Source organism: Streptomyces deserti (assembly GCF_054782695.1).
The window spans coordinates 732,480-746,213 of the sequence record NZ_BAAGRZ010000001.1 but is presented as its reverse complement, the minus strand read 5'-3'; the positions used below and the strand labels follow the sequence as shown (position 1 = coordinate 746,213).

8 protein-coding genes and 1 pseudogene are annotated in these 13,734 nt (G+C 73.1%); 5 read left to right on the top strand and 4 right to left on the bottom strand.

What is annotated here, in order from left to right; genetic code table 11:
- Nucleotides 1-57: 57 nt before the first annotated feature.
- A pseudogene (locus tag ACYVMZ_RS03370) lies at nt 58-978 on the bottom strand (transposase).
- A 118-nt stretch (nt 979-1,096) separates the two neighbouring features.
- Nucleotides 1,097-1,933, bottom strand: a complete 837-nt coding sequence (locus tag ACYVMZ_RS03365) for an ATP-grasp domain-containing protein (RefSeq protein ID WP_461075223.1) — start codon at nt 1,931-1,933, stop codon at nt 1,097-1,099.
- Between the two features lie 211 nt (nt 1,934-2,144).
- On the opposite strand from ACYVMZ_RS03365, the gene ACYVMZ_RS03360 reads away from it, so the two are divergent.
- Nucleotides 2,145-3,842, top strand: a complete 1,698-nt coding sequence (locus ACYVMZ_RS03360; protein ID WP_461075221.1) for an SWIM zinc finger family protein — start codon at nt 2,145-2,147, stop codon at nt 3,840-3,842.
- 104 nt (nt 3,843-3,946) lie between these two features.
- Here the strand turns inward: ACYVMZ_RS03360 and ACYVMZ_RS03355 are convergent, their stop codons facing one another.
- Together ACYVMZ_RS03355 and ACYVMZ_RS03350 are read right to left on the bottom strand one after the other, a co-directional pair.
- Entirely contained in the window at nt 3,947-4,600 is a 654-nt protein-coding gene (locus ACYVMZ_RS03355) for an RNA-guided endonuclease InsQ/TnpB family protein (RefSeq protein WP_461075219.1), read from the bottom strand.
- Nucleotides 4,560-5,129 carry a hypothetical protein gene (locus tag ACYVMZ_RS03350; protein WP_461075217.1) on the bottom strand — a complete coding sequence of 190 codons (570 nt, stop codon included), beginning with the start codon at nt 5,127-5,129 and terminating at the stop codon, nt 4,560-4,562. The genes ACYVMZ_RS03355 and ACYVMZ_RS03350 overlap by 41 nt, the downstream gene beginning before the upstream one ends.
- Nucleotides 5,130-5,528: 399 nt before the next feature.
- Between ACYVMZ_RS03350 and ACYVMZ_RS03345 the strand changes: the two genes are divergently transcribed.
- From ACYVMZ_RS03345 to ACYVMZ_RS03330, 4 genes are read left to right on the top strand one after another with little or no spacing between them, the layout of a single operon-like run.
- Nucleotides 5,529-7,139, top strand: coding sequence for a TIGR02677 family protein (locus tag ACYVMZ_RS03345; protein WP_461075215.1), 1,611 nt, complete (start codon nt 5,529-5,531; stop codon nt 7,137-7,139).
- On the top strand, nt 7,136-8,374 hold the full coding sequence (locus tag ACYVMZ_RS03340) for a TIGR02678 family protein (RefSeq protein ID WP_461075213.1): 1,239 nt from the start codon (nt 7,136-7,138) through the stop codon (nt 8,372-8,374). The genes ACYVMZ_RS03345 and ACYVMZ_RS03340 overlap by 4 nt, the downstream gene beginning before the upstream one ends.
- Nucleotides 8,371-12,474, top strand: a complete 4,104-nt coding sequence (locus ACYVMZ_RS03335) for a TIGR02680 family protein (protein WP_461075211.1) — start codon at nt 8,371-8,373, stop codon at nt 12,472-12,474. The genes ACYVMZ_RS03340 and ACYVMZ_RS03335 overlap by 4 nt, the downstream gene beginning before the upstream one ends.
- Nucleotides 12,465-13,718 carry a TIGR02679 family protein gene (locus ACYVMZ_RS03330; protein ID WP_461075209.1) on the top strand — a complete coding sequence of 418 codons (1,254 nt, stop codon included), beginning with the start codon at nt 12,465-12,467 and terminating at the stop codon, nt 13,716-13,718. The genes ACYVMZ_RS03335 and ACYVMZ_RS03330 overlap by 10 nt, the downstream gene beginning before the upstream one ends.
- Nucleotides 13,719-13,734: the final 16 nt, after the last annotated feature.

Below are 13,734 nucleotides of genomic sequence, written 5' to 3'. Positions count from 1 at the left end.
GCGACGTGCACGACTGAGGTCGGGTCGTGCTGGCCTGGCGGGTTGGCTGGTGGTTGATCACCGCTCGGCGGTGCGGTCGGAGACCAGGCCGGCGATCGCCAGGTGGATCTCGTCGTAGTACTCGCGGCGTCCGACATACCGCTGGAGCGGGCGCCACTGCTTGTGCTCGGCGTTGGCGTGCTCGACGCAGATCCGCTCGGAGGACTGCTGCTTGCGCGCGTCTTCCCGCGTCGCGATCTCCCCGGGCCGCGTGTCCTTGCCGGGCTTCTTCGGCGGGGCCTGGACTGGTCGGGAAACCGTGTGGCCAGGCCCCGGTATCCGGCATCGACCTTGGCTTTGACGGGTACTGCTCGAAGAGGTCCTCGATGCCCTCGGTCTTCACCGCCGTCTGATCATGCATCCGGCCAGGGCGGATCGCACCCGCCCACAACGTGCGGCCCCGTTCGTCGGTGATGACGGTGGTCTTCTTGGTGTTCTGCCGCATTTTGCCGGAGACGAACGCGCGCCGTCCCGGTCTGCCCGCCTTCGGGCGCCGCACCCGCACCTCGGTGCCGTCCAGGCGCAGTTCAACACCCCGCGTGGCGGCGTAGGCGAAGACATCGGCCAGCGTGTGCAGGCGTACTCCGGCCTCGCCGGGCACCGCGAAACCACGGGCCGCCAGCAGCGGGCGGCGGATCTCGTGGACGGTCCGGGTGACGGTGGAGCGGTCGGCTCCGTAGAGAGGGCCAGGACGGCGTGCGGGAGCTGGAATCGCAGGATCACCAGGGTCGCGATCACCCGATCGGTGAAGACCAGTTGATGGTCTGGCCCGCCGCCTTCGGCCCGCAGACGCTCGTGACCTCGGCGTTCCCGCAGCCGCGAGTTCTCCCGCGCCGTCCATCCCGGCGCCAACTCCGCGATGAACGCACCGAGTCGACGCCGAGAGATGCCAGTGCAGATACGATGCGAGAGAGCCGTACGGGCCAGGGCAGACGTCACAATCTCCCCAACTCGTACGGCTCACTCTGCGTTCCGGCCAGGCACTTCTCTGACATCGAACCTTGAGCGCATGCCACCGCAGCTTGAGCGAAGCACTCTTCAGGGCCCGTATGCCGCCTCAGTTGCGGGGCTGGGCGTCCAGGAAACGGTGGAGGGATGCCGTCATGCTCGCCACGAAGGAGTCACGGGTCCGGCCGGAGACCAGGTCCAGGGACAGGTACGGGTTGAGGTCCTCCAGCTCAACGAGGAGCAGCTCGCCTTCCCGGGTGCGGCACGCGTCCACGCGCTGGATGCCGTGGTCGAGGGTGTTCCAGTTGATGAAGCGCCGGGCGAAGGCCAGGTCGGCGTCGGTGGGCTCGTAGGGCTCAAGGACCCAGCGCCGCTCGGGGTCGGGGGCGTGAAGGGCGTACTGGAAGGCGTCGTCGACGTAGTAGAAGGACACCTCGTAGCGGAAGTCGATGCGCGGCTGGACCAGGATGTCGCCGTAGGCGAGGTCGCCCAGCTGCTCTCGGGGCACGAAGGCCAGGCCGATGGAGTCCGCGCCCGCTTTCGGCTTGACCGCGTACTGGCCGACCTCGGGCAGCAGGTGCAGGTTCTCGGGCCGGTCGATGGTGAGGATGACCGGGTATCCGGCAGTGGTCAGGTCCAGCAGGTACTGCTTGCCGGCCATGTCGCCTCGGCCGGACAGCGGATTGTAGATCCGGGTGCCGCGGGCCGTGGCCTTCTTCCGGAAGGCGTCGTACTCCTTCTGGTAATGCAGCACGGGCCCGCTGTTACGGACCACCACCACGTCGAAGGCATCCATCAGCGCGGCGGCATCCAGCGGGTGGCACAGGGCGATGTCGAAGTCGTTGCGCAGTCGGGAGGTCAGGAAGATGTCCTCGTCGCAGTAGCGCCGCCCCCGGGCTTGGTAGGCGAGATCGGTCACGAACAGAACTCTGCGGCGGTCAGGCATCAAGCATCCCCTGAGTTAGACGGTGCCAAAACCTACCTATCCCACGGGACACGGCCTCGGGCAGCCGCGTGGTCGCGGGACGCCAGCACGCCTTCCTGTCGTACACCACGTCGTTAGTCGATGGTGGCCGCCCCCGCATGCGGGCGCGTGCGCGTGGACGGCGGGGGCCGTCGGGCCTCCGAGAGCTGCCGATCCGCGGTTGAATACCGGTGTGGCACGGAAAGTCGTGGGGTTCGGCGAGGACGAACTGCGGGCGCTGGCCGGGGCTCGGTCCTTCGAGCGGGGGCTGGGGTATCTGGACGCGGTGAGCGGGCTGGAGGTGGGGGACGGCTCGGTCACGGCCGTGGTGCAGGGTACGGATGTCTACGAGGTGGAGCTCACCCTGGGCGGGGACGACGGGCTCTCGGGGTGGTGTGACTGCCCGTACGGCCAGGAGGGCAACTTCTGTAAGCACTGTGTGGCGGTGGGGCTGACCGTGCTCCGGCGGGCGAGGACGATCCCGCGTCAGCGGGCCGCCGCACGGGCACGGGCCTCCGGCCTGGAGGCGTGGCTCACGGCGCTGACCCGGGACGAACTCCTGGCGCTGGTGCGGGAGCAGATCGCCGAGGACCGCGGGCTGCGACGGCGCCTGGAGCTGCGGGCCGCCGCTGCTCGTTCCGACCTCGGTACCGTCCGGGAGCGGATCCTGGCGCTGATCGATCCGCGGCCTTTTGCCCGGTACGGGTACGTCGAGTACGCCGATGCCCCTGGGTATGCGCAGCAGGTGGCAGAGGCGGCGGCCGCTCTGGGCGCCCTGACCGCCGGCGGGCAGGCGGCGCAGGCGGTCGGTCTGGCCGAGGAGGCGATCCGGGTGCTGGGGGAGGCGTACGAGGAGATCGACGACTCCGACGGGGTGGTCGGGCAGGCCGCTGACACGGTGGTCGAGGCCCATCGGGAGGCGTGCGGAGCAGCGCGCCCCGATCCGGAGCGGCTGGCCGAGTGGCTGGTCGGCCAGGTCCTCGACAACGGCAGCGGGGTGACGGATCTGGACCCGCTCGACTACGCCGAGGTGCTGGGACCGAGCGGGCTTGCCCGCCTGCGGCAGCTGGCGGCCGAGGCGCGGCGGCGCAGGCCGTCCGGGTGGGCGGAGCGATACCTGATGGAGCGTCTGGTCAAGGCGGAGGGCGACGTGGATGCGCTGGTCGCCCTGTACGCGCAGGACCTCGACCCGTCAGGTGCCACGCACCTGCGCATCGCCGAGGAACTCGAATCGGCGGGCCGCGCGGACGAGGCGCTCACGTGGGCGGAGCGCGGAATTCGGGACTGTGCCGCCGAGACGTATATCGATGGCCGTCTGGTCGACTACGTGTGTGCCCGTTATGCGAAGGAGGGGCGGTCGGCGGACGTGGCCGGAGTGCGCCGGGACCGGTTCCATGCCGAGCGGTCTCTGGCCGCCTACCAGCAGCTGCGCTCTGCCGCTCAGGCGGCGCAGTGCTGGGAGGCCGAGCGTGTGGCCGCGCTGGCGGTCCTGAGGGAGGACGCCCGCCGTGAGCGCGGCGGCCGGTATGGCGGTCCCGTGCTGATCGACGCGCTGCTCGATGACGGTGATGTGGACGCGGCCTGGTGCGAGGCCGCTGGCCTCGCCGACGACCGGCAGTGGGAACGCCTCGCCGACCTGTCGCGCGAGACGCACCCGGCCGAGGCGCTCGCGGTCTACCTGAGGCTGGTCGAGCGGCTGAAGGAGCCGACCGGCGACCGTGCCTACGAGCACCTGGCGCGACTGCTGCTGGGCGCCCGTGAGTGCCATCGCGCGCTGGGGACGCAGGAGGCGTTCAGCGACCATCTCGCCGGCCTGCGGGCAGAACTGAAACGCCGGCGCAAGCTGATGAGCATCCTCGACCGGTACGGGCTGTCACCTTCTCGGCCGTGAACGGCCGAGCTTGTACGCCCGATCCGTTCACGCCTCGTCGCGCTCCCGACTGTCCCCTACGACAGGACGGTCACGGGTCGCATCCACCCTCCCCCTGGCAGCTGTCAGGGGGAGGGTGCGGGTGCGGTGACAAACACCCACGCCGAGCGTGCGCGGTCGCGCACGTTGACCCCGGCGACGACATCGGCCGGCCCAGCGAGGCCGCACCGGCGACAGTGGAAATGGTCCCGGTCGGACCGGTTGGCCCGCTCGGTGTGCCCGCAGCGCGGACAGCGCTGCGAGGTATGGCGCGCGTCCACCTCCAAAAACGGCACCCCTGCCTGCTTGGCTTTGTAGGCGAGGTGCTGGCCGAGCTGGTGGAAGGGCCAGGAGGAGAGGGTGCCCCGCTGGTCGCGGCGTAGCCGTACCCGATCCCGGATCCCGCCGAGTGCCTCGACGGCGATGCCGCGACCGGTGCGTTGCGCGACGGACACGATCTCCTTGCTGATCCGGTGGTTCACATGCGTGGCATGGCGTTTCTCCCTCTGTGCGCGGCGGGAGAGACGGCGCGTGGCCGAGCGGGTGTTCTTGGCCTGGAGTTCAGCCCGTTTTCGGGCCTGCAAGCGCCGGTAACGGCCCAGATGGCGGCCCTGGTAGTTGGTGCCGTCGGAGGTGGTGGCCAGGTTCACGATGCCCCGGTCGACTCCGATCCAGTCCACCGGTTCATACGCGTCCGGCTCAGGGATCTCGCAGGTGGCGATCAGGAACCATTTTCCCACCGCGCTGCACGAGGTCGCTCTCGCCCTTGCGGTAGGTCACGAGCGTCTTGAGCTGGTCGGGCGAGGAGTCGAACCGGATGCCCTTCAACCGCCCGTCTACCGTCCAGATCGACACCGTGCGTGCATCGTACTGCCAGGACACGCAGCGGTCGTCGAACGGCTGGGCCGCATTCGGCCGGAAGACGATCGGCGTACTGACCGCCTTGCGATGCCGCTTGGAGGTGGGCGGGCCGAGGTTCCCCGCCTGCAGGTTGGCTTTGAGGGTGGCGTAGGCGTCGACGACCTTTTTCACCGTCCGCACCACCGGCTGCGCCGACAGCCCGAACGTCGCCTTCAGGTCCGTGTACACCTCCTTCTGCAAACTATTGCGGTCCTTCAGGCTCTTGGCGAAGGCAACCTGCGAGGCGTAGGTCGCGGCGCGGTTGCAGGCGCGCAGGGTCGCATCGAGGGCCGACGCCTGCTCGGGCGTCGGCAGCAAGGACACTGCGCGCCCCGAAGCGAGCGATGCGGCGACGCTCCGCGTCGCCATGACGACAGGCGATTCCTCTCCGGCGTGAACGCCGGGGCATCCTCGCCAGAATCAGGTGAAGGAGCGCGGGCCCGGTGCCCGCGCTTCCACGGCAGCGGCGGCCGGCAGGTGGACGGGACCCGCAGTGCGGTGCTCCTGCTTGGCGGTCGCGTGCCTGATGAGCCGCTTCACATCGTCGGGCAGAAGACGAAAGGCCGGATGGCCGGTCAGTGGGCGGAAGATGCGTCGGTGACGATCTCACCGCGTGCCGCCGCGGCGAGGATCTGGGGCGTTCTCCATGTTGCTACATCGGGGTTCTCCGGTGGCGGCGGTAACGACCCGCAGAGACCCCGATCGCTCTCCGTAAAGGTCGGGCCGTGGTTTCAATGCGGCGCCTGCCTCAGGGACAATGCCGGGACGATGACGCCGCAGCCCGCCGAGCCCGACCGCACCGAGCCCGCCGAGTCCTCCGGACGTACCGAGCCGTCCGGCAACCCCGCATACGCGCCCTTCGCGCACCTCACCGCACCCAACAGCGCCCTCTACCGCGACGTGATGAGGGCGTTCCTGACGGCAAAGGAGCGGTTCGCGGTGCATCTGCGGCCCGAGGACGTCCACGCCGCGCTGCCGTCGGAGCACCGCCCCGCCGCCCCGGACGCCGTTGTCAAGGCGCTGGACAGTCTCGTCGGGTGGGGCAATCTGCGGGCGGATCCGGACACCTCCCGGGTCACCGCGGTCGAGGACTTCTACCGCAGACGCTTCATCTACCAGCTCACCCAGGCCGGCGAGGCCGCAGAACAGGCGCTGTCCGTGTACGACGAGGCGCTGGGGCGGCGCGGCGCGCTGCAGGCGGTGGCGCTGCACGACATCGTCACGCAGCTGCGCGCCCTGCTGCTGATCGCCGCCGAGGACGAACCGGATCCGGCCAAGGCCCACCTGGCGCTGTCCACGCTGACGAGCAGGTTCGAGGCGCTGGCGGAGAACGCGCGGGCCTTCATGGGGTCGCTGCAGCGCACCATCGACCTGCACGGTGTCGAGGTCGAGGTGTTCCTCGCCTACAAGGACCGGCTGATCCAGTACCTGGAGCGGTTCATCCAGGACCTGATCACCCTCGGCGGGCGGATCGCCCGGCTCATCGGCGAGCTGCAGGAGCAGGGACGCCTCGGCGTGCTGCTGCGGCTGGCGGCGGCGCGGGAGGCGGCCGACGCCGCCCCGGACGAGACCGAGAGCGCCGAGGCGCGGGCGTACGCGCGGTGGGCGGCGAAGTGGGCGGGCCTGTCCGCCTGGTTCGTGTCCGCCGACGGCCGCGAGGCCCAGGCCCGGCTGCTGCGCGGTCGCGCCCTCGGGGCCATTGGGCAGCTCCTCGCCGTCGTACGGCAGTTGAACGAGCGGCGAGCCGGGCGTTCGGACCGGTCGGCGGACTTCCGCACGCTGGCCCGCTGGTTCGCCGAGGCCCCCGACGCCGAGGCGCGGCACCGGCTGTGGCGCGCCGCGTTCGGTCTGTACCCCGCCCGGCATCTCACCGTCGACGCCGACACCCTCGCCGACCGCGCGGCCCGCCCGGTGGCCACGTCCACTCCGTGGGCCGAGGCCGAGCCGCTGCGGATCAGCCCGCAGCTGCGCCGCACCGGCAGCTACGAGCGGCGCGGCAAACCCCGCAGGGTGCAGGACCGCTCCGAACAGCGGCGGCAGCTGGCGGAGATCGCCGCCAAGCAGGCGGAGGAGACCGCCGCCGCCCGCGCCCGGCTCGCGACGGACGGCACCACCCGGCTGTCCGCGCTGCGAGAGCTCGATCCCATGGCCTTCGGCCTGTTCCTGCGGCTGCTCGGCGACGCCCTGGCCACCTGGCGGCCCGGCATGACGACGACCGTCACCACCAGCAACGACGGCACGATGGAGATCCGGCTCACCGCGCTCACGGACGGTTCGACGGCCGAGATCCGCACGCCGGGCGGGGTGTTCCGCGGCCCCGACCACCTCGTCGAGATCACCGATCTGACCACGGGCAGCCCCGCACGGGAGGCGCGATGACCACACCCCTGGGTGAGGTACTGGACGGCCGGCGCACCGCCGAGTTCCAGAAAGCCGCACGCGCCCTGCTCAAGGAGCCGCTGCTGCTCGCGCACGGCCCGGACGCCGACGCGTACCGCCTGGTCAGGCAGTACGCCGGCGAGCTGCGTGACTGGTTCGAGCGCAACACCGGCTGGTCGCTGCGCGTGGACGCGGAGGTCGCCCGGTTGCGCAAGGCACCTGGCACCCTCGCCGACGCCACCCACCCGGCCCGCGAGGCGTCCCGCGCCGGTGCGCCGTTCACCCGCCGCCGCTATGTGCTGCTGTGCCTGGCGCTCGCCGTACTGGAGCGCGGGGAGGCACAGATCGCGCTCGGCCGTCTCGCCGAACAGGTGGTGCTGGAGGCCGCCGACCCGCAACTGGCCGCGGCAGGGGTCGCGTTCACGCTGGAGCGGCGCGACGAGCGACTGGACCTCGCCGCCGTCGTACGGCTGCTGCTGCGCCACGGCGTGCTGCGGCGGGTCGCCGGGGACGAGGACGCCTACGTCAGCGGGACGGGCGATGTGCTCTACTACGTCCAACGCCGCGTCCTGGCCGGACTGCTCGCCGCCCGTCACGGCCCCTCCACGATCACGGCCGACGGCTTCGAGGAGCGGCTGGACCGGCTCACCGCGGAGAGCGCGCTGGACAGCGACGAGCTGCGGTTCCGGGCGATCCGCCAGAAGCTCACCCGCCTTCTCCTCGACGACCCGGTGCTGTACTACGACGAGCTGAGCGACGAGGAGCTCGCCTACCTGACCCGCCAGCGCGCCTTCCTCACCGCCCGCGTCAGCGAACTGACCGGCCTGGTGGCGGAGGTACGCGCCGAGGGCATCGCCATGGTCGACCCCCAGGACGACCTCACCGACGTACGGATGCCCGAACAGGGCACCCATGGGCACGTCACCCTCCTGCTCGCCGAGCACCTCGCGGCGGCGGGTTGCGAGGTGAGCGTTCAGGAGCTGGAGCGCCGGGTGCGGGAACTGGCCGTCGAGCACGGCGGGTTCTGGTCCAAGAGCGCCAAGCAGCCCGGCGCGGAAGGGGAGCTGGTGGAGCAGGCTCTGGTCAAGCTGACCGCCCTCGCCCTGGTCACCCGCACGCCCCAGGGCGTGGCTCCGCTGCCCGCGCTCGCCCGGTACGCGGTCGGCGAGACCGTCGTCGTGGAACCGGGAGTCCGCGGTCCCCGCACCTCTCGACGAAAGGCACCACAGCCGTGACCGCCCTGCCCCAGCCCGCTCCCGGCCGCTGGCGACCGCTGCGCATCGGCCTGGTCGACCTCTTCTACTACGACACCGAGGAGTTCTGGTTCCGCGACGGACGGCTGCTGCTGCGCGGCAACAACGGCACCGGCAAGTCCAAGGTCCTCGCCCTCACGCTCCCGTTCCTGCTGGACGGTGACCTGTCCGCGCGCCGCGTGGAGCCGGACGCCGACCCGAACAAGCGCATGGAGTGGAATCTGCTGCTCGGCGGGGAGCATCCGCACCCCGAACGGCTCGGCTACACCTGGATCGAGTTCGGCCGCGTCGACGTCGACACCGGGCAGGCCCGCTTCCGCACGCTCGCCTGCGGGCTGAAGGCGGTGGCGGGCCGGGGCATCGCCCGTCACTGGTACGCGGTCACCGACCAGCGCATCGGCGAGGAGCTGAGCTTGCTGGACGCCACCGGCACCGCGCTGTCCCGGGACCGGCTCGCGGACTCGATCGCCGGACGCGGGATGGTGTACGACACGGCCACGGCGTACCGCAGGGCGGTCGACGAGGCGCTGTTCGGACTCGGCGAGCGGCGCTACGCCGCCCTGGTCGACCTGCTGATCCAGTTGCGCCAGCCGCAGCTGTCGAAACGGCCCAACGAGGCCGCGCTGTCCCGGGCGCTGACCGAGGCGCTGCCGCCGATGGACCAGGCGGTGGTCGCGGACGTGGCCGAGGCGTTCCGGTCCCTGGACGAGGAGAAGGAGGAGCTGCGGGCCGCCGCCGAGGCAGAGCGGGCCGCCTCCGCGTTCCTGGACCACTACCGCCGTTACGCCCGCGTCGCGACGCGGCGCCGGTCCCGGCTGCCCCGCAGCGAGCACGCCCGCTACGAGCAACTGCACCGCGACCTGGCCCAGGCCCGTGCCCAGCGGGAGGACGCCGAACGGGACCGGGCAGCGGCCGCCGAGCGGATCGCCGAGCTGGAGGAGACCGCCACCCGTCTGAAGGCGCGGGAGGCGGCCCTGCGCGAGGGCCCCGAGATGCGCAGCGCCCGGGAGCTGGAGCAGGCGGCGGCCGACGCCCGCCGCACCGCCGGAGAGCTGGCCCGCGCCCAGGCCGACCGGGACGAGGCGGCCCAGGCGCACACCCGGGCGCTCGGCCGTCTGGAGACGGCGCGGCGACGCCTCGACGCGGCCGAGCAGCGGGTCGCCGACACGCTCACCCGCGAGCGGGAGGCGGCAGCCGCGGCCCGGCTCGACGGCGAGCTGCGCACCGACGGCGTACCGGAGAGCCAACTGCGGCGTGCGGCCGAGGAGTCCGTGGCGCGCAGGCGCCGCACCGTCGAGCACGTGGAGGAGCTGGCGGCCCGCGCCGACGAGGCCGCCGCCGAACGGCGGGCCGCCGTCCGCCGCCTGGACGAGGCCGAGACCGAGGTCGGCCACACCGTGGGGCGACAGGCCGAGGCCGAGCGGCTGGCCGCCGAGGCGGGCCGGGACCTCGTGGCCCGCGTCCGCGCGCATCTGGACGCCTGCCGGGAACTGGCCGTCGCCGACTCCGCCGGGCTGCTGGACGAGCTCCAGGACTGGGTGACGCACTGTCAGGGGCAATACTCCGCACGGGCATACGCGGCTCACACCCATCGCGAACGGGCGGCACAGCTGGCCGACCGGACGGCGGCCCTCGGGCAGGAACTCGCCGGGCTCCGGGCCCGGTCCGCCGAGGCCGAGAGGGAACTGGCCGAGCTGGACGCGGGCGGCCAGCGCGGCCCCACGGCACCGCACACCCGTACGCCCGGCGTCCGCGACCAGGCGCCCGGGGCGCCGCTGTGGCGGCTGGTCGACTTCCGCGAGCATGTGCCGGCCGGTGAACGGGCGGGCCTGGAGGCCGCGTTGGAGGCCTCGGGTCTGCTGGACGCCTGGGTGTATCCGGACGGCACCGCTGTGCACGCGGACGGGCACGACGTTCTGCTGTCGCCGGGTGCTCCCTTGAGCGGGCCGACTCTCGCCGACGTGCTCCGCGTGGCCGTCGACCACGGCGACGCCCGGGCCCTGGCAGTGGGCGAGGACACCGTCTCCCGCCTGCTGGCGGCCGTGGGCCTCGGCTCCGGCGGCCCGGGTGACACCTGGGTGGCGGCCGACGGCCGTTTCGGCGTCGGCGCGCTGACCGGCAGCTGGTCGAAACCGGCGGCCGGGTACGTCGGCGAGGGCGCGCGGGAGGAGGCGCGCCGGGCCCGGATCGCTGCCCTGCGTGACGAACTCGGTGCCTTGGCCGGCGAGATGGACCGGTTCGACGCCGAGCGCGCCGACGTGGACCGGCGCCGCAGCACCCTCGATACCGAGCTGGCCGCCCTTCCCGACGACGCGGCCCTGCGGCACGCGCACGCGCTCGCCGCCGCCGCTGCCGATGCCGCCCACCGGGCCCGTGCCCGCCGCGACGGACACGCGGCCGAACTGGCGGCCGTGTCCCGGCAGGAAGCCGAGGCCGCCACCGAACTCGCCGAGACCGCGGCGGCGGTCGACCTTCCTGCGGACCGGGGCGGCCTGGCCGTCGTCCGCCAGGCTTTGGCCGACTACGGTGCCGTCCTCGCCGCGCTGTGGCCCGAACTGCGTGAGCGCGCCGACGCGGCGCGCGCCCTGGCCGACCAGCGGACCGAGACCGAGCGGGCCGGCGCCCGAGTGGCCGAACTGTCCCTGCGCAGCGAGGACTCGGCCCGGCTCGCCGCCGCCGCCGACACACGCCACGCCACGTTGCGCTCCACCGTCGGCACCGCCGTGGCGGAGCTTCAGCGGCGCCTCGCCGAGACCGCCGACGCGCTGGCGGCCTGCGAGGCCGGCCAGCGGCGGGCCCGCGAGGACCACACGGCCGCCGACCGGCGCGCCCACCTCGCTCAGGGCCACACCGAACGCCTGGAGGTGGACGTCCGTGAGGCGACCGCGGCCCGCGCCGAGGCCATCGCCGCCCTCCAGCGGTTCGCGGCCACCGGTCTGCTGTCCGTCGCCCTGCCCGAGGCCGCCGTACCCCCGCTCGACGCCGGGCCGTGGGCAGCCACCCCGGCCGTCGCCCTCGCCCGCTCCGTCGAGGCCGAATTGTCCGGCACCGACGATTCCGACGGAGCCTGGGAGCGGGTGCAGAAGCGGCTCAGCGAGGAGTACAAGAAGCTCCAGGACGCCCTCTCCCGCGGCGGCCACAGCGCCTCGGCCCGGATGGCCGAGGAGGGCATGGTCGTCGAGATCGTCTACCAGGGCCGTCAGCGGGCCGTCCCCGAGCTCGCCGAGGCCCTCGCCGCGGAAGTCGCCGAGCTGACCCGCATCCTGTCCGCGCACGAACGCGAGGTCCTCGAAACGCACCTCCTCACCGAGGTCGCCGGCACCCTGCAGGAGCTGATCGGCGCCGCTGAGCGTCAGGTGCGGGCCATGAACGACGAGCTCGAGGAGCGGCCCACCTCCACCGGCATGAGGCTGCGCCTGGTCTGGCGACCCTCGCGCAAGGCCCCGGCCGGGCTCGCCCAGGCCCGCGAGCGGCTGCGCCAGTCCGCCGACGCCTGGACGCCCGGGGACCGGGCCGCGGTCGGCGAGTTCCTGCAGGCCGAGATCGCCCGCAGGCAGGCCGACGACACCGCGGGCAGCTGGCTGGAGGTGCTTACCGCGGCCCTCGACTACCGCGCCTGGCACGAGTTCGGCATCGAACGCCACCAGCACGGCAAGTGGGTCCCGGCCACCGGGCCCGCCTCCGGCGGCGAACGCGTCCTGGCCGTGAGTGTCCCGCTGTTCGCGGCGGCCTCCTCGCACTACGCCACGGCCGCCCCGCACGCCCCGCGCCTGGTCACCCTGGACGAGGCGTTCGCCGGCGTGGACGACGACTCCCGCGCCAAGTGCCTGGGCCTGCTGCACGCCTTCGACCTCGACGTGGTGATGACCAGCGAACGCGAATGGGCCTGCTACCCGCAGGTTCCCGGCATCGCCATCGCCCAGCTCTCCCGCGTCGACGAGATTCCGGCGGTCCTGGTGACCCGATGGGAATGGGACGGGGCCGAACGGATGCGGGGTACGGAACCGGGCCATGCGCTCGTGTCCCTCCCGGCGCAGGCCACCGCCTCCGCCTCGGAGCACGAGGACGCCCTGTGGCCGTGAACGACGGGCGGCCCCCGGCGCCCGTCGACCGCGACCGCCTGGTCCGCCTGCTCGGCGGTCCTGATCTGGCCTGGCTGGTCGACCGCGTACGCCGCCGCATGGCACGGGAGGAGCCCCTGACCAACCCGGTCACCCTGACCGACCCCACCCCCGCGCAGCGCGCCGCCGTCGAACGGCTGCTGGGCCGTGGCCCCGGCGCCGGACGCTCGCTCAGCGTGCGCCTCGACGCGGTGGACGCCGTCCTGCGCCGCTCCGGCGTCAGCCCCGGTGGCCTGGGCGCCGCCGTCACCGCCCTCACCGGACCCGTCGCCCGGGTCGCCGACGTCCGCGAGCGGGAGGAGCAGGCCTGGCGCGACGCGTACGAACCCCTTGAGACCCTGATCCGCACCAGTCGGCCCCAACTGGCCGACTGGGCCGATCGGTTGCGCCGCGACGGCCTCGTACGCCGCCTCGCCCGCACCCCGCACCAGGCGAACAGACTGCTGGGCGACACCGCCGAGGTCCTGCGCAGGCTGCCCGCGGACCCGGCCGTCTCCCTGCCCGCCTTCGCCGCCGCCACGGTCGGCGACGCCCACGCCCTCGACGACGGCACCCCGCTCGCCACCCTCGTCCTGTCCGGCGTCCGCACGCTGACCGGCTTCCCGGACGGCAGCGGAGCCGAGTGGCGCCGCGAGGCCTGGGCCGCAGCCGGGCTCCTCAAGGACGCCCTGTCCGCCACGGTCCTGACCCTGGGCCTGCGCGGCACCCCCGCCCTCGACTGGGCGGCTGACGAGGGCGAACCCGCGGTCCTGACGCTACGGCAGCTCACCCGGCACCCGCCGCGCACGGCACCCCCTGTCGTCCGCGTCTGCGAGAACCCGGCCGTCCTGGCCACCGCGGCCGACACCCTGGGCGCCGCCTGCCCGCCGCTGGTCTGCCTCCAGGGCCAGCCCTCGGCCGCCGCCCTCACCCTGCTGCGCCACCTGCACGCCCGGGGAACCACGCTGCGCTATCACGGCGACTTCGACTGGGGCGGTCTGCGCATCGCCTCCGCCCTGCTGCGACGCGTCCCCTGGCACCCCTGGCGCTACACGGCCGCCGACTACCGCGCCGCCGTCGCCGCCACCCCCCTGGCCCCGCCTCTGACCGGCACGCCGACCACCGCCGCGTGGGACCCGGACCTGCCCGCGGCCCTCACCGAACTCGGTGTGCGCATCGAGGAGGAGACGGTACTCGATGACGTGCTGGCCGACCTCGAGCACTGAGACGGCACCGTGGCCG

Bases quoted from the DNA above. Each gene is read 5' to 3' on its own strand.
- ACYVMZ_RS03365 (WP_461075223.1), bottom strand. From the start codon at position 1,933: ATGCCTGACCGCCGCAGAGTTCTGTTCGTGACCGATCTCGCCTACCAA.
- ACYVMZ_RS03350 (WP_461075217.1), bottom strand. From the start codon at position 5,129: ATGGCGACGCGGAGCGTCGCCGCATCGCTCGCTTCGGGGCGCGCAGTG.
- ACYVMZ_RS03345 (WP_461075215.1), top strand. From the start codon at position 5,529: ATGACGCCGCAGCCCGCCGAGCCCGACCGCACCGAGCCCGCCGAGTCC.
- ACYVMZ_RS03340 (WP_461075213.1), top strand. From the start codon at position 7,136: ATGACCACACCCCTGGGTGAGGTACTGGACGGCCGGCGCACCGCCGAG.